The 22,340-nt window shown below is 64.8% G+C and carries 22 protein-coding genes; 12 read left to right on the plus strand and 10 right to left on the minus strand.

Annotated elements, in window-relative coordinates:
- Nucleotides 1-88: 88 nt before the first annotated feature.
- The 3 genes from kce to DN824_RS15400 are packed head-to-tail and all read left to right on the plus strand — an operon-like array spanning nt 89 to nt 3,200.
- Entirely contained in the window at nt 89-1,027 is a 939-nt protein-coding gene (kce, locus tag DN824_RS15390; RefSeq protein WP_138409288.1) for a 3,5-dioxohexanoate:acetyl-CoA acetone transferase, read from the plus strand.
- Nucleotides 1,028-1,072: 45 nt separating this feature from the next.
- Nucleotides 1,073-2,395, plus strand: a complete 1,323-nt coding sequence (locus DN824_RS15395) for an MFS transporter (RefSeq protein WP_138409289.1) — start codon at nt 1,073-1,075, stop codon at nt 2,393-2,395.
- Between the two features lie 13 nt (nt 2,396-2,408).
- The gene (locus DN824_RS15400; protein WP_138409290.1) at nt 2,409-3,200 is read left to right on the plus strand and encodes an SDR family oxidoreductase; all 792 of its coding nucleotides are present in this window, start codon (nt 2,409-2,411) and stop codon (nt 3,198-3,200) included.
- 135 nt (nt 3,201-3,335) lie between these two features.
- Here DN824_RS15400 and DN824_RS15405 read toward each other — a convergent pair whose 3' ends face one another.
- Together DN824_RS15405 and DN824_RS15410 are read right to left on the minus strand one after the other, a co-directional pair.
- Nucleotides 3,336-3,743, minus strand: coding sequence for a PA2817 family protein (locus tag DN824_RS15405; RefSeq protein ID WP_138409291.1), 408 nt, complete (start codon nt 3,741-3,743; stop codon nt 3,336-3,338).
- A 64-nt stretch (nt 3,744-3,807) separates the two neighbouring features.
- Nucleotides 3,808-6,255 carry an acyl-CoA dehydrogenase gene (locus tag DN824_RS15410; protein WP_138409292.1) on the minus strand — a complete coding sequence of 816 codons (2,448 nt, stop codon included), beginning with the start codon at nt 6,253-6,255 and terminating at the stop codon, nt 3,808-3,810.
- 246 nt (nt 6,256-6,501) lie between these two features.
- On the opposite strand from DN824_RS15410, the gene DN824_RS15415 reads away from it, so the two are divergent.
- From DN824_RS15415 to queF, 3 genes are all read left to right on the plus strand, one after another.
- Nucleotides 6,502-7,434 carry an ABC transporter ATP-binding protein gene (locus tag DN824_RS15415; protein ID WP_138409293.1) on the plus strand — a complete coding sequence of 311 codons (933 nt, stop codon included), beginning with the start codon at nt 6,502-6,504 and terminating at the stop codon, nt 7,432-7,434.
- Nucleotides 7,431-8,210, plus strand: coding sequence for an ABC transporter permease (locus DN824_RS15420; protein ID WP_138409294.1), 780 nt, complete (start codon nt 7,431-7,433; stop codon nt 8,208-8,210). Before DN824_RS15415 ends, DN824_RS15420 begins: the two co-directional genes overlap by 4 nt.
- Nucleotides 8,211-8,346: 136 nt before the next feature.
- The gene (gene queF, locus DN824_RS15425) at nt 8,347-9,177 is read left to right on the plus strand and encodes an NADPH-dependent 7-cyano-7-deazaguanine reductase QueF (protein ID WP_138409295.1); all 831 of its coding nucleotides are present in this window, start codon (nt 8,347-8,349) and stop codon (nt 9,175-9,177) included.
- Between the two features lie 36 nt (nt 9,178-9,213).
- On the opposite strand, the gene DN824_RS15430 is transcribed toward queF, so the two are convergent.
- A complete protein-coding gene (locus tag DN824_RS15430; protein WP_138409296.1) occupies nt 9,214-9,483 on the minus strand; it encodes a DUF4404 family protein in 270 nt (89 codons plus the stop codon).
- Nucleotides 9,484-9,743: 260 nt separating this feature from the next.
- On the opposite strand from DN824_RS15430, the gene DN824_RS15435 reads away from it, so the two are divergent.
- A complete protein-coding gene (locus DN824_RS15435; RefSeq protein ID WP_138409297.1) occupies nt 9,744-10,442 on the plus strand; it encodes an MlaA family lipoprotein in 699 nt (232 codons plus the stop codon).
- A 61-nt stretch (nt 10,443-10,503) separates the two neighbouring features.
- Here DN824_RS15435 and DN824_RS15440 read toward each other — a convergent pair whose 3' ends face one another.
- Nucleotides 10,504-10,803, minus strand: a complete 300-nt coding sequence (locus DN824_RS15440; protein WP_138409298.1) for a PilZ domain-containing protein — start codon at nt 10,801-10,803, stop codon at nt 10,504-10,506.
- 206 nt (nt 10,804-11,009) lie between these two features.
- Here DN824_RS15440 and rssB point away from each other — a divergent pair, with 206 nt between their 5' ends.
- Complete coding sequence (gene rssB / locus DN824_RS15445; protein WP_138409299.1) at nt 11,010-12,194, plus strand: two-component system response regulator RssB; 1,185 nt, start codon at nt 11,010-11,012, stop codon at nt 12,192-12,194.
- Nucleotides 12,191-12,673 carry an anti-sigma factor antagonist RssC gene (gene rssC / locus DN824_RS15450; protein ID WP_138409300.1) on the plus strand — a complete coding sequence of 161 codons (483 nt, stop codon included), beginning with the start codon at nt 12,191-12,193 and terminating at the stop codon, nt 12,671-12,673. The genes rssB and rssC overlap by 4 nt, the downstream gene beginning before the upstream one ends.
- Here the strand turns inward: rssC and tal are convergent, their stop codons facing one another.
- Together tal and dusA are read right to left on the minus strand one after the other, a co-directional pair.
- Nucleotides 12,674-13,600 carry a transaldolase gene (gene tal, locus DN824_RS15455; RefSeq protein ID WP_138409301.1) on the minus strand — a complete coding sequence of 309 codons (927 nt, stop codon included), beginning with the start codon at nt 13,598-13,600 and terminating at the stop codon, nt 12,674-12,676.
- Between the two features lie 136 nt (nt 13,601-13,736).
- Nucleotides 13,737-14,747, minus strand: a complete 1,011-nt coding sequence (gene dusA, locus DN824_RS15460) for a tRNA dihydrouridine(20/20a) synthase DusA (protein ID WP_138409302.1) — start codon at nt 14,745-14,747, stop codon at nt 13,737-13,739.
- Between the two features lie 442 nt (nt 14,748-15,189).
- On the opposite strand from dusA, the gene DN824_RS15465 reads away from it, so the two are divergent.
- Nucleotides 15,190-15,390: an XRE family transcriptional regulator gene (locus DN824_RS15465; protein ID WP_138409303.1), complete on the plus strand. Its 201-nt coding sequence runs from the start codon at nt 15,190-15,192 to the stop codon at nt 15,388-15,390.
- A 160-nt stretch (nt 15,391-15,550) separates the two neighbouring features.
- Here the strand turns inward: DN824_RS15465 and DN824_RS15470 are convergent, their stop codons facing one another.
- Both DN824_RS15470 and DN824_RS15475 read right to left on the minus strand, forming a co-directional pair.
- Nucleotides 15,551-16,876, minus strand: a complete 1,326-nt coding sequence (locus DN824_RS15470; protein ID WP_138409304.1) for an MFS transporter — start codon at nt 16,874-16,876, stop codon at nt 15,551-15,553.
- A gap of 199 nt (nt 16,877-17,075) precedes the next feature.
- A complete protein-coding gene (locus DN824_RS15475) occupies nt 17,076-17,780 on the minus strand; it encodes a GntR family transcriptional regulator (RefSeq protein WP_138409305.1) in 705 nt (234 codons plus the stop codon).
- A 159-nt stretch (nt 17,781-17,939) separates the two neighbouring features.
- Here DN824_RS15475 and DN824_RS15480 point away from each other — a divergent pair, with 159 nt between their 5' ends.
- A complete protein-coding gene (locus tag DN824_RS15480) occupies nt 17,940-19,010 on the plus strand; it encodes an aromatic ring-hydroxylating oxygenase subunit alpha (protein WP_138409306.1) in 1,071 nt (356 codons plus the stop codon).
- Entirely contained in the window at nt 19,007-19,957 is a 951-nt protein-coding gene (locus tag DN824_RS15485) for a PDR/VanB family oxidoreductase (RefSeq protein ID WP_138409307.1), read from the plus strand. The genes DN824_RS15480 and DN824_RS15485 overlap by 4 nt, the downstream gene beginning before the upstream one ends.
- Nucleotides 19,958-20,085: 128 nt before the next feature.
- On the opposite strand, the gene DN824_RS15490 is transcribed toward DN824_RS15485, so the two are convergent.
- Together DN824_RS15490 and DN824_RS15495 are read right to left on the minus strand one after the other, a co-directional pair.
- The gene (locus DN824_RS15490; protein ID WP_138409308.1) at nt 20,086-21,315 is read right to left on the minus strand and encodes an acyl-CoA dehydrogenase family protein; all 1,230 of its coding nucleotides are present in this window, start codon (nt 21,313-21,315) and stop codon (nt 20,086-20,088) included.
- Nucleotides 21,312-22,271 (minus strand): aliphatic sulfonate ABC transporter substrate-binding protein, encoded by a 960-nt coding sequence (locus tag DN824_RS15495; RefSeq protein WP_138409309.1) that lies wholly within the window; start codon nt 22,269-22,271, stop codon nt 21,312-21,314. Before DN824_RS15495 ends, DN824_RS15490 begins: the two co-directional genes overlap by 4 nt.
- Nucleotides 22,272-22,340 lie beyond the last annotated feature (69 nt).

The following is a 22,340-nucleotide window of genomic DNA, read 5'->3' on the forward strand; positions in this document are numbered from 1 at the left end:
TCCATAAGCTGCTCCGTAAAGAAAGCGTTCGAGCAAGCCGTGGGTCTCGAACGCGCCTGCAAATCCAATAACAATACAGGTCACGTCAATGAGCCAGCCGAGCCGTAAAGTCATCATTTCCTGCGCGATAACCGGCGCCACCCACACGCCGTCGATGTCCGAACACCTTCCGCTCACCCCCGACGAAATCGAGCGGCAGTCGATCGAGGCGGCCGAAGCCGGGGCGGCGATCCTGCACCTGCATGCGCGCGACCCCCAGGATGGCCGGCCGACGCCGGATCCGGAGGTGTTCAGCCAGTTCGTTCCGGCGATCGCCCGGGCGACCGACGCCATCATCAACATCACCACCGGCGGCAGCACGCGAATGACGCTGGCGCAGCGTCTGGCCTATCCGCTGCTCGCCAAGCCGGAGCTCTGTTCCCTGAACATGGGGTCGATGAACTTTTCGATCCACCCGATCGCCCGGAAGATTTCCTCGTGGAAGCACGACTGGGAAAGGGAACACATCGAAGGCATGGAAGATGTGGTGTTCAAGAACACCTTCAAGGACATCAAGGCCATCATGCTGGAGCTCGGCGAGTACGGGACCCGCTTCGAGTTCGAATGCTATGACGTTGGCCATCTCTACAACCTGGCCTATTTCGTCGAGCAGGGGCTGGTCAAGCCACCGCTGTTCATCCAGTCCTGCTTCGGCATTCTCGGCGGCCTGGGCGCGGACCCGGAAAACCTGACGATCATGCGCGCCACGGCCGATCGCCTGTTCGGGCGCGAGAACTACGCGTTTTCCATCCTGGGCGCCGGAAGGCACCAGCTGCCGTTCGTGACGATGGGCGCCATCCTGGGCGGCAACGTGCGTGTCGGCCTGGAAGACAGCATCTACTTGGCCAAGGGCGTAAAGGCCCGGAGCAATGCGGAGCAGGTGCGCAAGGTCCGCCACATTCTCGAAGAGTTGTCCTACGAGATCGCGACGCCCGAGGACGCCCGGCAGATGCTTGGCCTCAAAGGCAAGCACAACGTTCACCTTTGAGTTCGTTGTTCGAACCCGCCAAGAAAAATAAAAAGAGGTTTCACCATGACAATGCTCGATACCGCGGATACCCACTGGCTGGCCACCCGGCGCGCGATGACCCGGCTCATCCCGATGATGTGCGCCATCTACTTCATGTCCTATCTGGACCGCACGAACGTTGCGCTGGCCAAGGAGGCGCTGAATGCCGACCTCGGCATCAGCGCGGCCGCCTACGGCCTCGGGGCGGGAATCTTCTTTCTGGGCTATGCGCTGCTGGAGGTGCCCAGCAACCTGATCGCCCACCGCATCGGGCCGCGTCGCTGGATCGCCCGGATCGCCGTGTCCTGGGGCACCCTGTCCTCGGCGATGATGTTCGTCCAGGGCGAGTGGTCCTTCTACATGCTCCGGCTATTGCTGGGCATCGCCGAGGCGGGCCTGTTTCCCGCGCTCATGTACATGGTCACCCTGTGGTTCGCGCCCAAGGACCGCGCCATCGCCATCGGCTGGATCTACCTGGCGCCGGCGCTGGCGCTGGTCATCGGCAACCCCATCGGCGGGGCGCTGATGAAGATGGACGGCATCGGCGGGCTGCACGGCTGGCAATGGATGTTCCTGATCGAAGGGCTGCCGAGCGTCATCCTCGGCGTGGTCCTGTGGTTCAAGCTGCCCGAGCGTCCTCGTGATGCCCGCTGGCTGACCCAGGCCCAGGCCGAGTCCCTCGAGGCCCATGCACAGCTCCCCGGTCACGCCGAGTCGCATGAATATTCCGGCCATTGGGGCAAGGCGTTGAAACGACCGACGACCATCCTGATCGGGCTGATCTACTTCCTGAACCAGGTGGCGTTCGTGGGGCTGGTGTTCTTCACGCCTTCGATCATCCAGCAGATGCAGATCACTTCGCCGTTGACCGTCGGCCTGCTGTCGAGCAGTGTCGGGATCGGCTTTTTCGCCGGGGTCATGGTGCTGCCGAGGATTCACCGCAAGATCGACCGCGATTGCTTCTGCCTGGCGCTGTTCACCTGCGGTCTTATCGCAAGCGCCGTGGCCTTCACCCTGTTCGACGCGCCGCCGGTACGCATCGCGCTGTTCACCGCGACGGCCTTCTTCGCCGGCGGCGTGCTGCCGATCTACTGGGCCATCGCCATGAAACGTCTGCAGGGCATCCAGGCCGCCGCGGGCCTTGCGTTCATCAACACCATCGGCCTGCTGGGCGGCTTCGTCGGGCCATACCTGTTCGGGCTGATGGAAAAGGCGTCGGGCTCCAGCTCGTCCGGTTTCCAGGTGATCGTGGCCGCCGCGGTGCTGGGTTTGCTGCTGGTGCCGCTGCTGGCACGGGCAATCGGTACCGAGCCGCGTCCGCTGATGGCAGAACCCGTTGCCCAATAACAAGGAGAGCCTCATGAAGATCGTCGATCTGCTGACACCGCCAGCGAACCTGAAAGTGGTCATCACCGGAGGCGCCGCGGGGATCGGCGCCGTCATCGCCCGGGCATTCCACGAGGTGGATGCACAGGTGTACGTCTGCGACATCGACCCGGGCGCGGTCGAGCGGATGACGCGGGAATACCCCGGAATCCACGCCGGCGTGGCGGATGTCGGCAACAAGGCGGATGTCGACCGCGTCATGGACGAGGCGGTCTCGCGGCTCGGCGGCATCGACGTGCTGGTCAACAACGCGGGCATCGCCGGTCCGACGGGGAATATCGAGGAGCTGGAGGCCGAGGCGTGGGAGCAGACGATTTCGACGAACCTCAACAGCCAGTTCTATTTCCTGAAAAAAGCGGTTCCGTTGCTGAAGGCGTCGAAGCGGAACCCCCATATCATCGCCATGTCCTCGGTGGCCGGACGGCTGGGGTATCCCTTCAGGACGCCCTATGCCTCGAGCAAGTGGGCCATCGTCGGGATGATGAAGTCGTTGGCCAACGAACTGGGGCCGCACGACGTGCGCATCAACGCGATCCTGCCCGGTGTCGTGGCGGGCGAGCGGATGGACCGGGTCATCGACGCGCGGGCGAGGGCGATGGACGTCAGCTTCGAGTCCATGCGTGAGCAGTACCTGGAGAAGATCTCGCTGCGCCGGATGGTGACGATGGAGGACGTTGCGGCCATGGCGCTGTTCCTGTCGTCCCAGGCCGCCGTCAACATCACCGGCCAGGCGATCAGCGTCGATGGCAATGTCGAGTACCTCTAAGGACGCGTTGAGGCGGTGCCGGGCCGCGTGATCTGAGCGTTGTTTCCGCGAAAACGCCGCCTCGAAGGGCGGCGTTCTCGTTTCCGGCATTCGAGGGGGCCGAATGAAAAAGCCCGCTTGCGCGGGCTTTTCCTGTCAGTGCTGGGAGCTCTGGTCGGGCAGGGTCAGCAGCTGTTTTTCCCGGTTCCAGTCGAAGGGTTCGTCGTTCTGTTCCGCCTCGTAGCGACGTTCCTCGAGTTCCTGGAACACCGCGATTTCCTCGTCGGGCATGTAGTGCAGGCAGTCGCCGCCGAAGAACCACAACAGGTCGCGCGGCACCAGGTGGGCGATCTGCGGGTAGCGGTGGAACACCTGGCAGATCATGTCCTGGCCCAGGTGGCGTTCTTCGGGCACGTTCGGCAAGGCGGCGAGCAGCTCGTCGAAGCGCTCCAGAAACAAGGCATGGCTCTCCTCGGAGACCTGTTCGTTCTCGCCCATGGCGAGCAGGATGCCGCGCAGGTGGGCCAGCAGGGCCAGGTGATGATCAAGATACGGATTGGCCATTGGGCACCTCTGTCGTGTGAGGGGCGCGATTATAGGCATGCGCGCCCGGGTATGGGTGGCGGGGCTAGCGTATGCGTCCCGGGGTGAGTTCGAGCTCCTCCTTGGCGAAATCGTCCACGCTGATCACGGTGCGTCGCGCCGCTTCGGCGGCGGTCAGCTGCAGCGCTTCGGCATCGCTGATGACGCCGGCGAGCAGCGCCGCGGCGATGGGGTCCTCTCCGGGCGAAGGCTTCAGCGCGCCGCTCTTGAGCGCCTTGTGCAGCTTGCGCGAGAGGCCCTGGCTGGCGGCCAGTTGCTCGAAGGCATGTCGCAGCGCGCCCAGCGGCTGCTGCGGATCATGGGGGCGATAGACGCCATCGAGGATCCGTTCCAGGGCCGGATCGCCTTCGGAGCGCCCGAGGATGGCCGCGACTTCGGCGTCGAGCTCATCGGACGGCCCCTTGTGGCGAGCGCCGAACGGGAATACCAGCAGGTGGAGCAGGCCACCGAGCAGACGGTTGGGGAAGTTCGACAGGATGCCGGCCAGTGCCTGTTCGGCCTTGGCCAGGCTGTCTTCCAACCCCCAGCGCAACAGGGCTTCCTGCTCCGCCGGATAGCCCAGGTCGTGGTATCGCTTGAGCGCCGCCGAGGCGAGGTACATGTGGCTCAGCACATCGCCGAGCCGTGCCGAGAGCCGTTCGCGACGCTTGAGCTCGCCACCGAGCAGCATCATCGACAGGTCCGCGAGCAGCGCGAAGGCCGCCGCGAGCCGGTTCAGCGCGCGGAAGTACGGGCGTACCAGCGCGTTGCCGGGAACGCGCCCGGCCACCCCGAAGGTGAGCCCGAGCACCAGGGTGCTGGCGGCGTTGCTGACCGCGAAGCCGATGTGCTCCATCAGCAGCTCGTCGAACCTGGTGATGGCCGCGTCGCGATCCGGCTCGTGCACCAGCTCCATTTCCCGCAGCACGAACGGATGGCAGCGGATCGCCCCCTGGCCGAAGATCATCAGGTTGCGCGAAAGGATGTTCGCGCCCTCGACGGTGATCGAGATCGGCGCCGACAGCCAGGCGCGGCCGAGGTAGTTGTTGGGACCCGAGATGATGCCCTTGCCGCCGTGGATGTCCATGGCGTCGGAGATGCAATCGCGACCGCGCTCGGTGAGGTGGTACTTGAGGATGGCCGAGAGCACCGACGGCTTTTCGCCGAGATCGACCGCGTTGGCGGTGAGGATGCGGGCGCTGTCCATCAGCCAGGCGTTGCCGCCGATGCGGGCCAGCGGCTCCTGGATGCCTTCGAAGGCGGCCAGCGGGACGTTGAACTGCTCGCGGATCGAGGCGTAGCGGCCGCTGACGTAGCTGCAGGTCTTGGCCGCGCTGGTGCCCATCGCCGGCAGGGAGATGGAGCGCCCGACGGAGAGGCAGTTCATCAGCATCATCCAGCCTTTGCCGATCATGTCGCGGCCACCGACGATGTAGTCCAGCGGCACGAAGACGTCCTTGCCCCAGTTCGGCCCGTTCATGAACGCGGCGCCCAGGGGCAGGTGGCGCCGGCCGATCTGCACGCCTTCGGTGTCGGTGGGAATCAGCGCCAGGCTGATGCCCAGCTCGACCTCGCCGCCCAGCAGGCCCTCGGGGTCATAGGTCTTGAAGGCCACGCCGAGCAGGGTCGCCACCGGGCCGAGGGTGATGTAGCGCTTTTCCCAGTTCAGGCGCAGGCCGATGGTTTCCTCGCCCTGCCAGAGGGCGCGGCAGATGACGCCGCTGTCGTTCATCGCACCGGCGTCGGAACCGGCATAGGGGCCGGTCAGGGCGAAGCAGGGGATGTCGGTGCCGTTGGCCAGGCGCGGCAGGTAATGGTTGCGCTGCTCATCGGTGCCGTAGTGCAGCAGCAGCTCGGCGGGGCCGAGGGAGTTGGGCACCATCACCGTGGTCGCCAGGTCGCCACTGCGGGTGGCGAGCTTCATCACGATCTGCGAATGGGCATAGGCCGAGAAGCCCTTGCCGCCGAATTCCTTGGGGATGATCAGGGCGAAGAAGCCCTGTTCCTTGATGTAGGCCCAGGCTTCTGGCGGAAGGTCCATGCGCTGGGCGATGTCCCAGTCGCTGACCATGGCGCAGAGCGTTTCGGTGGGGCCGTCGAGAAAGGCCTGTTCCTCGTCGGTCAGGCGCGCGGCGGGATAGCCGAGCAGGGTGTCCCAGGCGGGGCGGCCGCTGAACAGCTCGCCGTCCCACCAGACGGTGCCGGCGTCGATGGCGTCGCGCTCGGTGTCGGAGATCGGCGGCAGGACCTTCTTGAACCAGTCGAACATCGGTGCGCTGAAATGGCGCCGACGCAGGTCCGGCATCAGCAGCGGCACCGCCACCGCGAGCCAGACGAGCCAGAGGATCAGCATCAGCCACACGGGCGTTTCGTAGGCCGAGCCCATCACCAGCAAGTAGACGGCGACGAGCACCAGCGCCGGCAGCGGCGAAACCCGCAGGTGGGCAAGGACGGCAATGCCGAGCAGCAGGGCGAGCAACCATATCAGGGTCATGCGGTTCTCCTTGTGGGCGAGGCGTCGAGGGCGAGCCGCCGGAACCCGCGGTGATGCGGTGGTGGCGGCCAATGGCGACGCGGGTCGCGGATAGGATAATGACCCGTGGCGCGCGGGTTGAGTTCGTACGCGCAGCCCTGGCGCGCTCGATGCCGGCAGCGAGGGCGGTCGGTTGAAACCTGCGGTTGCATTTGCCGGACGCCGCCCTTATGTAGAAGGCTTCCTTCCGCGTTGCGTGCATCTTCTATGAGTTCTGCTCTGTCCATCCGGCAGCTTACCAAGGCCTACGGCAATGGCTTCCAGGCCCTCAAGGGCATCGATCTGGACGTGGCCGAAGGCGATTTCTTCGCGCTGCTCGGCCCCAACGGGGCCGGCAAGTCCACCACCATCGGCATCCTCTCCACGCTGGTGAACAAGTCCGGCGGCACGGTCAACGTGTTCGGCCACGACCTGGATCGCGATCCGGCGGGCTTGAAGCGCTGCCTGGGCGTGGTTCCCCAGGAGTTCAACTTCAACCAGTTCGAGAAGGCCTTCGACATCCTCGTCACCCAGGCCGGCTACTACGGCATCCCGGCCAAGGTGGCCAAGGAGCGCGCCGAGCAGTACCTGACGCAGCTGGGCCTGTGGGACAAGCGTGACGTGTCCTCGCGGATGCTGTCCGGCGGCATGAAGCGGCGGCTGATGATCGCCCGTGCGCTGATCCACCGGCCGCGGCTGCTGATCCTCGACGAACCCACCGCGGGCGTGGACATCGAGCTGCGCCGCTCGATGTGGTCGTTCCTCACCGAGCTCAACCGGGAGGGGATCACCATCATCCTGACCACCCACTATTTGGAAGAGGCCGAACAGCTCTGCCGCAACATCGGCATCATCGACCGCGGCCATATCGTCAAGAACACCAGCATGCGCGAGCTGCTCAAGCAGCTGCACGTGGAGACCTTCCTGCTCGACCTGAAGGAGTCGCAGCTGGTGGCGCCGCAGCTGACCGGATACGCCTCGCGCCTGGTCGATCATCACACCCTCGAGGTGCAGGTCGAGAAGACCCAGGGCGTGAACGAGCTGTTTCGCCTGCTCGGGGCCCAGGGCATCGAGGTGCTGAGCCTGCGCAACAAGACCAACCGGCTGGAGGAGCTGTTCGTGTCCCTCGTGGAGAACAACCTGGACAAGGTGGCCAAATGAGCAACGAAGTGCGCTACAACCTGGTCGCCCTGCAAACCATCGTTCACCGGGAGATCCGTCGCTACACCCGCATCTGGCCGCAGACGCTGCTGCCGCCGGCGATCACGATGGTGCTGTACTTCGTCATCTTCGGCAGCCTGATCGGCAACCGCATCGGCGAGATGGACGGGTTCAGCTACATGGACTACATCGTGCCGGGGCTGATCATGATGTCGGTCATCACCAACTCCTACAGCAACGTGGTGTCGAGCTTCTTCAGCAGCAAGTTCCAGCGCTCCATCGAAGAGCTGCTGGTGTCCCCCGTGTCGCCCCACGTGATCCTGATCGGCTTCGCCCTCGGCGGTATCACGCGGGGGTTGGCGGTGGCCTTCATCGTCACGCTGCTGTCGATGTTCTTCACCAACCTGCAGGTCCATCACCTGGGCGTCACGTTGCTGGTGATCACCCTGACGGCGACGATCTTTGCCCTGGGCGGCTTCGTCAACGCGGTGTTCGCGCGCAACTTCGACGATATCTCGATCATCCCGACTTTCGTGCTGACGCCGCTGACCTACCTGGGCGGGGTGTTCTATTCGATCAACCTGCTGTCGCCGTTCTGGCAGTCGCTGTCGATGGCCAATCCGATCCTGCACATGGTCAACGCCTTCCGCTACGGCATCCTGGGGGTCTCGGACATTCGCATCGGCGTCGCCATCGCCTTCATGCTGGTCGCGGCCGCCGTGCTTTACGGGGTCTGCATCCGCCTGCTCAAGAGCGGGCGGGGCATGCGTCAGTAACCGGGCCTGGGGCTGGCGGACGGGCAGCGGCTCGCCCGTCAACCTCGCTGTACGTCACCTGGGCGGTGGCGGCGGGCCGCACGGCGGAGCAGGGCGGTATACTGGCGCCCTTTTTCAGCATCGCCAGGCCCGCTCCATGCACCATCCCGCCGAACATTCGCCGCTGGGCAAGTCCAGCGAATACGTCTCGACCTACACGCCGGGGCTGCTGTTTCCCATCTCTCGGGCCACCAAGTGGGCGGAGCTGGGGCTGACGGCCCAGACGCTGCCCTACACGGGCGCGGACCTGTGGAACTGTTATGAGCTGTCGTGGCTCACGCCATCGGGCAAGCCGGTGGTGGCGATCGGTGAATTCGCCATACCCGCCGACTCGCCGAACATCATCGAGTCCAAGTCCTTCAAGCTGTATCTGAACTCGCTGAACCAGAGCGTCTTCGCCGATCGAGCGCAACTCGAAGCCACGCTGGCGGCCGATCTTTCGGCTGCCGCGGGCGCCGCCGTGCAGGTGCGGGTGCGCAGCCTGGACGAAGTCCAGGGCATGGCGCTGGTCCGGGCACCCGGGGTATGCATCGACGATCTGGACATCGAGGTGCCGGGGTACGATCAGCCTCGCCCGCAATTGTTGCGTTGCGATGAGCAGGTGCGCACGGCGGACGTGCTCCACAGCCATCTGCTCAAGTCCAACTGCCCGGTGACGCAGCAGCCGGACTGGGGAACGGTGGTCGTGGACTATCAGGGCTTCGCCCTCGATCACGCCAGCTTTCTCGCCTACCTGGTGAGCTTTCGCCAGCATGCCGACTTTCACGAGCAATGCGTGGAGCGGATCTTCCTCGACCTGCAGCGCCTGCTGCAGCCGGATCGGCTGACGGTGTATGCGCGCTATGTGCGTCGTGGCGGCCTGGACATCAACCCGTACCGCAGCACCCACGCGCTGACGATCGACAACGGCCGGCTGGCCAGGCAATGAAAGGTGGCGCCCGCCTGCAGGGCGGGCGCCGGGGTATCAGATACCCATGCTGACCAGACTTTGCATGATGTTGCGCAAGGTCATGGCGGTGTTGGGATGGCTGACCTCGAATCGCTCCACGGCCAGGTTGACGCCGTCGACCAACGAATCGTCGGCCACTGGCGCGCTTTCCTCGTTGGCCAGTCGCAGCTCGATGTCCTGCGTGAGCGCCTCCAGCGACGCGCGTTCTTCCTCGCTCATCGGCGTGTCCTGAGCGAGCTGACTGCGCAACTCTTCGAGTTGGACGCGTAGTTCTTGTCTCGGCATGGTGCTTCCTCCTGGTTAGCTGATGGACAGCTGAGGCTGCGCAAAGGTCCGCTTTGAACTAGCGTAATCCAGCGCCGCGCCGACGGCCTGCCTCTTTGCAACCAGGCGTTACGGGCGCTCGAACGATGGCGCCGGCGACGTCGACCGCTCCAGGGTTCGGCATTTGTGCGCGGGCTACTGCTACGCCGCGATGCTTGGCTTTATACTCGCGCCTTCGCTCGGCGGGTCCGCCGCACTATTTCATCCGGAGGGAAACTGCAATGACGAAAACAGGTGCTGGCTGGGCCGGTTATATCAAGGCCGCGCTGTTTCTTTCCTTCGCGGCGACGGGCTCCTCGCTGCAGGCCGCCGAGGAGGATCCCTGGGAGGGCGTCAACCGTGCGGTGTTCGCCTTCAACGACACGGTCGATACCTATACGCTCAAGCCCCTGGCGCGCGGCTACCAGGCGGTCACGCCGCAGTTTCTCGAGGACGGCATCGGTAACGTGTTCAGCAACCTCGGCGATGTGGTGGTCCTGACCAACAACCTGCTGCAGGGCAAGGTCAGGGATGCCGGCGTCGACACCAGCCGTATCCTGTTCAACACCACCTTCGGCGTGCTGGGTTTCTTCGACGTGGCCAGCCGCATGGGGCTGCAGAAGAACGACGAAGACTTCGGCCAGACGCTTGGCGCCTGGGGCCTTGGCAGCGGGCCGTACGTGGTCCTGCCGTTGCTCGGTCCGAGTTCGGTGCGCGACACCTTCGGCCGGGTGCCCGACAGCTTCCTGCAGCCTTACCCCTACATCGACCACGTGCCGACCCGCAACGTCACCCTTGCGGTCAACACCGTCGACACCCGTGCAGGCCTGCTGCAGACCGAGCGGATGATCCAGGGAGATCGTTACATTTTCGTACGGAACGCCTACCTGCAGAATCGCGAGTTCCGCGTCAACGATGGCGTGGTGGAAGACGACTTCTAGTCGACTGGCGGGGGCGTGGCGGGGAGGGATGAGCGTGAGAGGTCACGCTCATCGAAGGTTTTCAGTCCATGGCCAGGATGGCCAGGCCCAGGCTCTGACGCCCGTCGTCCAGCTGCTGTACCCGGACGACCTCGGTCTCTGCGTCCAGCCCCTTTAGCTCGCTGTGTTCCGATGGGATCAGCACGCGGACCTTGTCCCCCATGTTCAGGCTCGACGTCGCTTCGACTTGCATTCCCGTGCTGGAAAGGTCCAGGCAAAGCGCCTCGATGCGTTGATCTCCCTGCACCAGAACCACCTTGCTTTCGATGCGCATGCGGATGAAATCCCGCTTTTCGCTATAGTCCCGCTCACCCTGGCTCATCCTGTTTCCTCTTGTTTAAGCGCCTCGGCGAACGGTTATAACCCTGGCCAAATGCCGCTGTAAACCCACGCTCCGCGCACTGGCGCACGCTTGAAACACCGATCGTATGGGAGTACCGTCTGCGCCTTGAAACGAACCCGGTCCGGCGTCCGCCGCAGGGCCGATGCTTTCGCCAAGCGTCCTGGCGAATTCCGCCTGGTAGGAACATGCACAACCCAAGCGCCACGCTCCTGATCATAGATGACGACGATGTGGTCCGAGCCAGTCTGGCGGCCTATCTGGATGACAGTGGATTTCGCGTCCTGCAGGCGGCCAATGGCCCCAAGGGCCTTGAGCTGTTCGACGCCGAACATCCCGACCTGGTGATCTGCGACCTGCGCATGCCGCAGATGGATGGCCTTGAGCTCATCCGTCTCGTCAGCGAACGCCAGGCCGATCTGCCGGTCATCGTCGTGTCCGGTGCCGGCGTGATGAGCGATGCGGTCGAGGCGCTGCGCCTGGGCGCCGCCGACTACCTGATCAAGCCCCTCGAAGACCTGGCAATGCTCGAACACTCGGTGCGCCGCGCGCTGGACCGTTCGCGGCTGCGCCTGGAAAACCGCCGCTACCGCGAGCAGCTCGAATCGGCCAACCGCGACCTGCAGGCCAGCCTCAACCTGCTGCAGGAAGACCAGAACGCCGGACGCCAGGTGCAGATGAACATGCTGCCGGTCACCCCCTGGAGCGCCGACGCCTTCCACTTCGCCCACCAGATCATCCCCTCGCTGTACCTGTCGGGCGACTTCGTGGACTACTTCAGGGTCGATGACCGGCGGGTAGTGTTCTACCTGGCCGACGTCTCCGGCCACGGCGCGTCCTCGGCGTTCGTGACGGTGCTGCTCAAGTTCATGACCACCCGCCTGCTCTACGAATCGCGCCGTAACGGCGTGCTGCGCGAGTTCAAGCCGTCCGAGGTGCTCGATCACATCAACCGCGGGCTGATCAACTGCAAGCTGGGCAAGCACGTGACGATGCTCGGCGGTGTCATCGACGAAGAGCGCGGCATCCTGCACTACAGCATCGGCGGGCATCTGCCGTTGCCGGTGCTGTTCACCAACGGCAGTGGCAGCTACCTGCAGGGCAGGGGGTTGCCGGTGGGGCTGTTCAACGAAGCGACCTATGAAGACTACGAGCTAGAGCTGCCGGAGTCCTTCAGCCTGACCCTGCTTTCTGATGGCATTCTGGACCTTTTGCCCGGAGAGACACTCAAAGAAAAGGAATCCGCACTGCCCGGCCTTGTCGCGTCCGCGGGCGGTACGCTGGATGGTTTGCGTCGGGTGTTCGGTCTGGCCGATCTCAGTGACATGCCCGACGATATCGCCTTGCTAGTGCTGAGCAGGAACCTTGCATGAGTACCGGTAAAATCCAGTTCGCCGAGCTGGACGGCACCTTCGTCCTGAAGTTCGTCGGCGAAATCCGCCTGACGCTCTGCTCGGCGCTGGATGCCACGATCGAAAAGATCTTCACTGCGCTCAACTTCTCGTCGATCGTCATCGATCTGACCGAGACGCGCAGTATCGACAGCACGACCCTCGGCCTGCTGGCCAAGCTCTCGATCCTGTCGCGGCAAAAGGTCGGCCTACTGCCAACGGTGGTGACCACCCACGAGGACATCACGCGGCTGCTGCAATCGATGGGGTTCGACCAGGTGTTCAACATCATCGACCGCCCGCTGCCGAAGTCCGAATGCCTGGCGGACCTGCCGACGCAGGATCAGTCCGAAGAGGTGGTCAAGGCGAAAGTGCTCGAGGCCCACCGTATCCTGATGAGCCTCAACGAATCCAACCGCGAGGCCTTCCGTGACCTCGTCAGTGCGCTGGAACGAACCTGATCAGGCCTTGCCTGGCAGCAGCGCTTCGAGTTTTTCCTGATCACGAGCGAACTGGCGAATCCCCTCGGCCAGTTTCTCCGTGGCCATCGCATCCTCGTTCAGCCCCCAGCGGAAGCCGCTCTCGTCGAGGCTGATGCGTGCCTGGGTGCCTTTGGCGGGCGACAGCTTGCGCTCCAGGGTGCCTTGCTCGTCGGCCAGCTGGCCGAGCAGCTCGGGGCTGATGGTCAGGCGATCGCAGCCGGCCAGCGCTTCGATCTGGCCGATGTTGCGGAAGCTCGCGCCCATCACCACCGTGTCGTAGCCGTGGGTCTTGTAGTAGTCGTAGATGCGGCTGACCGACTGCACGCCCGGGTCCTCGGCGCCGACGTAGTCGCGGCCCTCGGCCTTCTTGTACCAGTCGTAGATCCGGCCGACGAAGGGGGAGATCAGGAACACCCCGGCCTCGGCACAGGCCACCGCCTGGGTGAAGGAGAACAGCAGCGTCAGGTTGGTCTGGATGCCGGCCTTTTCCAGTTGCTCGGCCGCGCGAATGCCTTCCCAGGTGGACGCGATCTTGATCAGCACGCGGTCGCGGCCGATGCCGGCCTGCTCGTACAGCCCGATCAGGCGCTCGGCGCGCTGCAGCATCGCCTCGGTGTCGAACGACAGGCGCGCGTCCACCTCGGTGGAAATCCGACCCGGGATCAGCTTGAGGATTTCCTGGCCCACCGCGACGGCGAACAGGTCGCACGCCATGCCGATGTCACCTTCGCAGCGGCCCATGGCGGCCTTCAGGTGCTCGTTGTAACGGGGCAGGGAAGCGGCCTTGAGCAGCAGCGACGGGTTGGTGGTGGCGTCGACCGGCTTGAGGCGCTCGATCGCGTCGAGGTCGCCGGTGTCGGCAACGACCGTGGTGTATTGCTTGAGTTGTTCCAGCTTGGAAGTCATCGGGGGCGCTCTGTGCTGTGAGTGGCTTGACCTTACCCGACCCGTTCGACCCGCTCAACGGGCGGCGGATGGGGCGCGACTGGGCTTTGATCGGCTCGCATCCGCCATGTTCCGCGATGCGTCCGATCGCAGCGTTCTAACGACCGTCGAGCAACCCGACCGCCTGGTCGAACAGCCCCAGCGGGTCGTCGGTCTTGTGTACGTCGACGGAAAGTAGCTGACGAAAGCGCCGCGCGCCGGGAAATCCCTGGGCCAGGCCCAGCACGTGGCGGGTGATGTGATGCATCGCGCCGCCTTCGGCCAGGTGGCGTTCGATATAAGGGCGCAGCTGTTCGAGGGCTTGCGTGCGGCTGATTACCGGCGCGCTGCTGCCGAACAGGCGCTGATCGACCTGCGCCAGCAGGTACGGATTCTGGTACGCCTCGCGGCCCAGCATCACGCCATCGAAGCGCTGCAGGTGCTCGGCGCACTGTTCGAGCGTCTTGATCCCGCCGTTGAGGATGATCTCCAGGGCCGGGAAGTCCGTCTTGAGCTGCGCCGCCACGTCGTAGCGCAGGGGCGGTATCTCGCGGTTCTCCTTGGGCGAAAGCCCCTCGAGGATGGCGATCCGCGCATGCACGGTGAAGCTGCGGCAACCGGCCTCGCTGACCTGTCCCACGAAGTCGCGCAGTTGCGCGTAGCTGTCGCGGCCGTTGATGCCGATCCGGTGCTTGACCGTGACCTCGATGCCCACCGCGTCGCGCATCGCCGCCACGCATTCGGCCACCAGCGCGGGATGCGCCATCAGGCAGGCGCCGATCATGTTGTTCTGCACGCGGTCGCTGGGACAGCCGACGTTGAGGTTGACCTCGTCGTAGCCGGCGTCCTCGGCCATCCGCGCGCAGCGCGCGAGCTCGTCCGGCACGCTGCCGCCAAGCTGAAGGGCGAGGGGGTGTTCGGCCTCGTCGTGACGCAGGAAACGCGGCGCATCACCGTGGAGCAGTGCGCCGCTGGTGACCATCTCGGTATAGAGCAGCGCGTGCCGGGACAGCAGCCGAAGGAAGAAACGGCAATGGCGGTCCGTCCAGTCCATCATCGGGGCGACGGAGAAGCGGCGGGATGGGCTATCCGGCGTGGTTGTTGGCTTAGCGGCTGATTTTGCGTGCATGTGCTTTGTCTGATTTTCGGCTAATTTCGCCCGTTCCTGCCCTTTTCGGCGTGCTACATCGTAGCTGCGCTTGGTTTTGTAGCATCGGGAAAGGGAGACGATTACGGCGCGACCGCGCAAGGATGATGACGATGGTTATGACTGCGCAGACCAAGATCGATGCGCGAAAGGAGGGTAGTTTATCAAGAAAAGCCAGACCTTCGATCGAGAGCCGGTCGCTCAGGCTTGCTTGAGGCCGCGCGAAACTGAGTTGGCGGGCCTGGTGCGCTCGAAACCGCGGGTCAGAAGGCGCGATAGTGCGGGAGCCATCAATCGGCATCTGAGCAGCACGAGCGGACTCCGTTTGGGAAGGCTAAGCGTGTATGAGTTCATGCCTGCTCAAATGCACAATTTTGCATAGTTGTTTTGCGGAGCGATCTTGCTCAAGTCTAGGAGGTGAGCTATGGCTACCAGTGCATTCGATGATCTGTTTTCCCCCGAGGAGGCGGCTGAGCTGAAGGCTCGGGCAGTGCTGCTCGAAGGGCTGCAAGCGTGGTTGGCAGGCTCCGGACTGACACAAACGGTGGCTGCGGAGCGGCTGGATACAACTCAGGCGAGGGTTTCCGATATTAAAAAATGGCAAGATCGGCAGACTAAGCATTGATCAGCTGATCAAGCTTGCAGCGCGTGCTGGGTTGCGTCCCCAGGTGCATCTGGCTGCGGCTTAGCATTTCAGGCTAGCTAGCGGGCTCCATGGGGAGCGCCGGACGCCTACAAGCGCCCGGCGCGATGAGTGGCGCCGTATCTGGACGCGGCTTCGATGATCAGCCGAGCGCGACCGCCGGACGGGACGCAGGCAGGCGGAACATCAGCACGACGCAGGCGGCGGCCACGAAGACAACGCCATAGGCGATGTACAGCTGATTGGGGTGCCAGTTGGCGTCGATCAGATGGCCGGCCACGAGCGGCGAGAGGATCGCGCCGATGCGGCCGATGCCGATGCCCCAGCCTACCCCGGTGGCCCTGACCGAAGCGTCGTAGACCAGCGGAGAGGCGGCGTACAGCCCGGCGACGCAACCGTTGGCGAACAGACCGATCAGGGCGCCGATGACGAAGGCGGTGGTCAGGTGAGAGGTGGTGCTGACGAAAACGGCCAGCAGGATGGCGGTCACGATCATGAACAGCGCAAGGATGTGGTGCAGCTTGAAGCGGGCCGACGCGAGGCCGAGCAGGGTAGAGCCAAAGATGCCGCCGACGCTCAGCAGCACGCCGCCGGTGACGCCTTGTTCGGCGGAAAGGCCGGCGGACACCAGCAGCTTCGGCGTCCAGCTCATGACGAAGTAGAAGCCGAACATCACCAGGAAGAACGCGAGCCACAACAGCAGCGTGCTGCTCAGTAGGTCCGGCGCGAACAGCCGCTTGAAGGTGCCGCTGGCGGTGGACGGACTGTCGCTGGCGACGGGCATTGAGTCGAGCGGGGGGTGTCCGAGGCGTAGGGCCAGCTCATTGAGGCGCGCCAGCGCATTGGCTGGGCGTCGGGAAATGAGGTAATCGACGGACTCCGGCAGGCACAGGACGGTCAGGGGGATGGCGGCGAGAGTCGCCACGCCGCCGAGCAAGAACACCGAACGCCAGCCGAACTGCCCCAGCAGATAGACCGCGATCATGCCGCCAAAGGTGGCGCCCAGCGCGTAACCGGTCGATTGAAGGCTCACCGCCAGGCCACGCCAGCGCTTGTTCGAGTATTCGCTGGCGATGACGTTGCTGCTGGCCAGAATGCCGCCGATGCCGAGGCCGGTGATCATGCGCAGCAGGCCCAGTTGAGTGGGGCTCTGGCTGTAGGCGGCCAGCACCATGCTCGTGCCGGAAAGGGCGAGGCAGAACAGGATCAGCGGCCGACGTCCGAAGCGGTCGGCCCAGGGGGCGATGAACAACGAGCCTCCGGCCATGCCAAACAGCCCGGCGCTCAGCAGCGCGCCGATTTCCGCGCCGCCGAGGTCCCATTCGGCGGATACCGAGGCCGCGGTGAATGCCATGACCAGCACATCGAAGCCATCGATCATGTTCAGCACGATACAGATGCCGATGGCGGTCCATTGGAAGCGGTTCATCGAACCGTTGTCTACGGCGTGACGCAATTGGTTATTCATGGGGCAGGTTCTCCGTCAGTGCGTCGAGTCGAGCGGGCGACGGGGAGAAACCTTCAGGGCGGGTGGGTAGGCGACAGCGGACGCAAGACACGGCATGACGGCGATCCTCGTAATTATTTTTGTAGGCGAGGGCTAACTTTTCACTAATGGATCCATTGATCAATAAGCGAAAGTGACATTGGTTCGGTAATCGAACGAATCATTTCCTGAGGATGGTGACCTGATCCTTGTGCGGTGCGCTGAGCATTTCCCGATAACGCAGTGTGACGTTGGCGTGTTCACGCATGATCAGTTCGGCGCGCGCGCTCTGGCCGTGGACCAAGGCGTCGACCAGGGTGTGATGCTGCATGTGGGCGAAGTTGAAACGGCGGAACTCACGGGTCAGGTCGCTAAGGTTCACCGCCAGGGCGCTGACCGAGGCGAACGGCAGGTTCTCGTTCCGCGCCAGGGTGACAGCGATCGCCGGATTACCGCTGGCCTCGAGCAGGAGTCGATGAAAGCGCAGGTTGACGTCGTGATAGATCTCCAGGTCCTCTTCGGTGACATAGCCCTTGGCGAACAGCGCGTCGCCGTCTTCCAAGCACTGTTCCAGAGCGGCGCGGATCTCCGGTGGGAGGCCGCGCTCGGCGGCCTGGCGCGCGGCGAGACCTTCGAGCACGCCACGAATCTCCACGGCTCCCGCGATCTCGTCGGGGCTGACGGCCCGAACGACGTAGCCACGCGCCCCGGCCTTGCTCAGCAACCCTTCCTGCTCCAGCGTGCGAAAGGCGATGCGCACCGGCATGCGGGAGACGCCGAGGGACTCTGCGGTCGGGATCTCGGCGAGCCGTTCTCCTGCCGAGAGCTCCCCCGAGGCGATCATTTTACGCAGGGTGATCAGTACATGCTGGCCGGGCTTGCTCATGGCGTGGCGTCTGCCGTGCAGAGGATGAAGGGCGCATTCTAACCCAGCCGAATCCGGCCGCTCGTCGATTGGGGTTGCGGTGAGTGGTTGACGGGTAAGTTTTTCGTCGGGCTTAATTGGATCCAATACAACGATAACAAAGCCCCATAGGAGGCCGTGATGTTCCCCAAGAACGCTTGGTATGTCGCCTGCACCCCCGATGAAATCGACAGCAAACCGCTAGGCCGGATGATCTGCGGTGAGCGCATCGTCTTCTATCGCGGCCATGAAGGACGTGTCGCGGCGGTGGAGGATTTCTGCCCGCACCGCGGCGCGCCTCTGTCGCTAGGGTATGTCGAGAACGGCAATCTGGTCTGTGGCTATCACGGCCTGGTCATGGGCTGCGATGGCAGCACCGTCTCCATGCCTGGCCAGCGGGTGCGCGGCTTCCCATGCAACAAGTCGTTCGCGGTCGAGGAACGTTACGGCTTCATTTGGGTATGGCCAGGCGACCAGGCCAAGGCCGATCCGGCTCTCATCCATCATTTGGAATGGGCAGACAGCCCCGACTGGGCCTATGGCGGCGGACTGTTCCACATCGGCTGTGACTACCGGCTGATGATCGACAATCTCATGGACCTGACCCACGAGACTTACGTCCATGCCTCCAGCATCGGCCAGAAGGAAATCGACGAGGCGGCACCCAGGACCACAGTGGATGGCGACACCGTAACCACCGCCCGGCACATGGAAAACATCATGCCGCCGCCGTTCTGGCAGATGGCGCTGCGTGGCAACAACCTGGCCGACGACGTGCCCGTGGACCGCTGGCAGATCTGCCGCTTCAGCCCGCCGAGCCACGTCCTGATCGAAGTCGGCGTTGCCCATGCCGGCCACGGCGGCTACGACGCCGACCCGAAGTACAAGGCCTCGAGCATCGTAGTGGACTTCATCACCCCCGAGACTGAGACCTCGATCTGGTACTTCTGGGGCATGGCGCGCAGTTTCAACTCGCACGATCAGGCGCTGACCGAGTCGATCCGTGAGGGGCAGGGCAAGATCTTCTCCGAAGACCTCGAGATGCTCGAGCGTCAGCAGCGCAACCTGCTGGCCTATCCCGATCGCAATCTGCTCAAGCTCAATATCGACGCGGGGGGCGTCCAGGCGCGCAAGATCCTCGACCGGCTCATCGCCGACGAATCCGATCCCGGTGTCGTGCCGGTTAAGGTCGTAGGTGGAGGTGCGGCATGATCACCGTCAGGGTCGCCGCGTGCAGGCAGGAAGCGCTGGATATCGTCGGCATCGAGCTGGTGCGTGACGATGGCGCGCCGTTACCGGCCTTCAGCGCGGGCTCGCACATCGACCTGCATCTGCCGGGCGGGCTGATCCGCCAGTACTCGCTATGTAACCACCCTGACGAATTCCACCGCTACCAGATCGGCGTGCTGAAGGATCCCGCGTCGCGCGGCGGCTCCGCAGCCGCCCATACGCTGACCGAAGGCGTCCGGCTACAGATCAGCGAGCCACGCAATCTGTTCCCTTTGGTGCACGAAGCGCGGCGCAGCCTGCTGTTCGCCGGTGGCATTGGCATCACGCCGATCCTCTGCATGGCCGAGCGGCTGGCCAACCTGGGCGCTGATTTCGAGCTGCATTATTGCGCGCGCTCCGCCGAGCGCGCGGCCTTCGTCGATCGGTTGTGCCAGGCCGCCTTCAGCGACCGCGTGCATTTCCATTTCGACGACGGCAAGGGTGGCGAGCCTCTGGACGCATCGGCGCTGTTGTCCGAGCCGGCCGAGGGCACGCACCTGTACGTCTGCGGCCCTGGCGGCTTCATGGACCACGTGCTGGGCGCGGCGAAGGCGCAGGGGTGGGACGAAGCGAACCTTCACCGAGAATACTTCAGCGCAGCGCCCACCACGCAGGCGGACGACGGCAGCTTCGAGGTCCAACTGAGCAGCAGCGGGCAGGTGCTTCAGGTGCCTGCCGACCAGAGCGTCGCCCAGGTGCTGGAAGCGGCGGGCGTGATCGTTCCGCTGTCCTGCGAGCAGGGCATCTGTGGCACCTGCCTGACCCGCGTGCTGGAGGGCGAACCGGATCATCGGGATCTGTTCATGACCGAGGCGGAGCAGGCGGCGAACGACCAGTTCACGCCGTGCTGCTCACGGTCGAAGAGCGCACGGCTGGTGCTGGATTTGTAGGCGAGTCCACCTGGAGGCCTTGGGCGGTTTTCTACTCGGCTTCGCTGCCGGGCGAGCAGTAGGACGATACTCCGCCTTCATCGAGAACAGCTGTTTATTTTCAAGCCGCTGCCGTCAGCGCCCTCCGTTCAGCCATAGAGCGACGGCACCGGACCCTGGCCGGTGAGCGCCCAGTGGCCGAGGTCGCGGATCTTGTAGTCGATCGGGTCGTGCAGGCTGTGCACCCGGACGTTGCGCCAGAACCGGTCGAAGCCGTAACGCGAGCTGGTGGCGCGGGCGCCCATGGCATCGAACACGTCGCTGGTGATTGCCAGCGCGGCGCGCGCCGCGGTCACCTTGGCCTCGGCGATGGCCAGCGCCAGGTCGGCGCGTTCGGCGGCCGTCAGCGCGGGCTTTTCCCAGGCGGCCTGCAGGCGCACGGCAGCCGCCTCGGCCAGGGGCAGGGCACTGCGATAGCGTAGCCAGAGTTCGCCGTAGCGCTGCTGGACGAACGGGTCGTCGCTGGCCTGCGCCACGCCCGAGGCGGGCCAGGGCCGCGATTGTTCGCGGGTATAGCGCAGCGCCGCATCCAGTGCGCCCTGGGCATTGCCCAGATACAGCTGGGTCAGGATCAGCTGCGACACGCAGGCGCGCAGGGTGGTGCGTGGGCTGGGACCGACCGGGCCGAGCAGTTCGGCGCTGTCGACGAATACCTGCTCGAACTGCACGGTACCGCTGTCGGTCTGGCGCTGGCCGAAGCCGTCCCAGTCCTGATTGATGCTCAGGCCGTCGCGCTGGCCGGGCAGGACGATGAACACCCGGTCTTCGGGGTTCCTCCCGCAGGGCGCGCTGATCACCAGGGCGTCGGCACCGAGCGCGCCGGAGCAGAAGGATTTGCTGCCGTCGAGTTCGTAATGTTCCTCGCGGCGGCTGAGCATCAAGCCGGTGTCGCGGCCGTTGGTGGCGTTGCCCCAGAACCAGCGTTCCTGCACGGTGCGGGTCAGCCAGTGGCGCTGCTGTTCGGGGCTGCCGAACAGCAGCAGGGTTGCCACCTGCAGGTGCTGGAAGGCGAACAGGTGCGCCAGCGAGCTGTCCACCGCCGCCAGGTAGCGCACGATGCGGTAGATCTCCGGCCAGGCCAGACCCTGGCCGCCGTATTGCTGGGGAACGGCCAGGGTCAGCAGGCCGCTGTCGCGCAGCAGTTCGCGTTCGGCACGCGGGCTGCCGCCCTGGCGATCGCGCTCCACCGCGCTGGCCGCCAGGCGCCGGGCCAGCCGTTCGACCTTGGCCGTGCGGCTGCCGAAGTCGGCGGGAAACAGGTGGGCGGCGAACAGCGGTTCGTCGTTCGGGCTGCGTTGCAAACGGGCGCCGGTGCTCATTTCGGACCCCAGATGCGGACTTGGTCGGCATCCACTGCGCGCGGCAGCAGCCCCTCGGCGAAGAAGGCGTCGGCGATCTTCTGCTGCTCGCCCAGGCTGTCCGGTCGTACCAGGCGCACCTGGTAGCTGCGCTTGGCGTTGGCCTGCTCGACGATCCGCGGATCCAGATTGCCCCACAGCGGGCCGAGCACCGCGGCGGCTTCGCCCGGGTTGGCGCGTAGCCATTCGCTGGCGCGCACCAGCTCGTCGAAGACGGTCTGCAGCACCTCGGGGTGGCGCTCGGCATAGGCCGCGCTGGTCAGGTAATAGCGCTGGTAGGCGGCCAGGCCCTCGCCATCGGCGAGCACGCGGGTCGGCAACTGCTGCTGGGCGCTGCTGAGGAAGGGCTCCCAGGTCACCCAGGCGTCGACCTTGCCGTTCTCGAAGGCGGCGCGGCCGTCGGCGGGCGTCAGGTAGGCCGGCTGGATGTCGTTGAACTTCAGCCCGGCCCGGGCCAACGCGGCGAGCAGCAGGTAATGGCTGCCGGCGGCCTTGGTCACCGCCACCTTCCTGCCCTTGAGGGCAGCCACGTCCTGCAGCGGCGAGTCGGCGCGCACCAGGATCGCCTGGGCGCTGGGGGAGGGCGCTTCCTGGGCGAAATAGACGAGTTCCGCACCGGCCGCCTGGGCGAACACCGGCACGGTGTCGGCGACGTCGGCGGACAGGTCGATGTTGCCGACATTGAGCGCTTCGAGCAGCGGCTGGCCATTGGGGAATTCGTGCCAGCTGACCTGGATGTCCTGCGCGGCCAACGCCTTTTCCAGGCTGCCCTGGCTCTTGAGCAGACTGATCAGGGTGGAGGATTTCTGGTAGCCGATGCGCAGGGGCTCGGCGGCCTGGAACAGCGGCGCGACGAGCAGGCCCAGGGCCAGCGCGGCGGCGATCAGTGGGGTGTGACGGGAGCGGGTGGTGAACATGACGGCCTCGGTGAAGGCGTGCCGGTCATGGGGTGCCGGATCACGCGCAAACTTCGTTGAAAGAGGAAG

Source organism: Stutzerimonas nosocomialis, from assembly GCF_005876855.1.
In the GTDB taxonomy this organism is placed as follows: Bacteria; Pseudomonadota; Gammaproteobacteria; order Pseudomonadales; family Pseudomonadaceae; genus Stutzerimonas; species Stutzerimonas nosocomialis.

Bases quoted from the DNA above. Each gene is read 5' to 3' on its own strand.
- DN824_RS15470 (WP_138409304.1), bottom strand. From the start codon at position 16,876: ATGAATAACCAATTGCGTCACGCCGTAGACAACGGTTCGATGAACCGC.
- DN824_RS15435 (WP_138409297.1), top strand. From the start codon at position 9,744: ATGACGAAAACAGGTGCTGGCTGGGCCGGTTATATCAAGGCCGCGCTG.
- DN824_RS15495 (WP_138409309.1), bottom strand. From the start codon at position 22,271: ATGTTCACCACCCGCTCCCGTCACACCCCACTGATCGCCGCCGCGCTG.
- DN824_RS15430 (WP_138409296.1), bottom strand. From the start codon at position 9,483: ATGCCGAGACAAGAACTACGCGTCCAACTCGAAGAGTTGCGCAGTCAG.
- DN824_RS15405 (WP_138409291.1), bottom strand. From the start codon at position 3,743: ATGGCCAATCCGTATCTTGATCATCACCTGGCCCTGCTGGCCCACCTG.
- rssB (WP_138409299.1), top strand. From the start codon at position 11,010: ATGCACAACCCAAGCGCCACGCTCCTGATCATAGATGACGACGATGTG.
- DN824_RS15395 (WP_138409289.1), top strand. From the start codon at position 1,073: ATGACAATGCTCGATACCGCGGATACCCACTGGCTGGCCACCCGGCGC.
- DN824_RS15465 (WP_138409303.1), top strand. From the start codon at position 15,190: ATGGCTACCAGTGCATTCGATGATCTGTTTTCCCCCGAGGAGGCGGCT.
- DN824_RS15480 (WP_138409306.1), top strand. From the start codon at position 17,940: ATGTTCCCCAAGAACGCTTGGTATGTCGCCTGCACCCCCGATGAAATC.
- DN824_RS15420 (WP_138409294.1), top strand. From the start codon at position 7,431: ATGAGCAACGAAGTGCGCTACAACCTGGTCGCCCTGCAAACCATCGTT.
- DN824_RS15440 (WP_138409298.1), bottom strand. From the start codon at position 10,803: ATGAGCCAGGGTGAGCGGGACTATAGCGAAAAGCGGGATTTCATCCGC.
- queF (WP_138409295.1), top strand. From the start codon at position 8,347: ATGCACCATCCCGCCGAACATTCGCCGCTGGGCAAGTCCAGCGAATAC.
- dusA (WP_138409302.1), bottom strand. From the start codon at position 14,747: ATGCACGCAAAATCAGCCGCTAAGCCAACAACCACGCCGGATAGCCCA.
- DN824_RS15415 (WP_138409293.1), top strand. From the start codon at position 6,502: ATGAGTTCTGCTCTGTCCATCCGGCAGCTTACCAAGGCCTACGGCAAT.
- kce (WP_138409288.1), top strand. From the start codon at position 89: ATGAGCCAGCCGAGCCGTAAAGTCATCATTTCCTGCGCGATAACCGGC.
- tal (WP_138409301.1), bottom strand. From the start codon at position 13,600: ATGACTTCCAAGCTGGAACAACTCAAGCAATACACCACGGTCGTTGCC.
- DN824_RS15475 (WP_138409305.1), bottom strand. From the start codon at position 17,780: ATGAGCAAGCCCGGCCAGCATGTACTGATCACCCTGCGTAAAATGATC.
- DN824_RS15410 (WP_138409292.1), bottom strand. From the start codon at position 6,255: ATGACCCTGATATGGTTGCTCGCCCTGCTGCTCGGCATTGCCGTCCTT.
- DN824_RS15485 (WP_138409307.1), top strand. From the start codon at position 19,007: ATGATCACCGTCAGGGTCGCCGCGTGCAGGCAGGAAGCGCTGGATATC.
- DN824_RS15490 (WP_138409308.1), bottom strand. From the start codon at position 21,315: ATGAGCACCGGCGCCCGTTTGCAACGCAGCCCGAACGACGAACCGCTG.
- DN824_RS15400 (WP_138409290.1), top strand. From the start codon at position 2,409: ATGAAGATCGTCGATCTGCTGACACCGCCAGCGAACCTGAAAGTGGTC.
- rssC (WP_138409300.1), top strand. From the start codon at position 12,191: ATGAGTACCGGTAAAATCCAGTTCGCCGAGCTGGACGGCACCTTCGTC.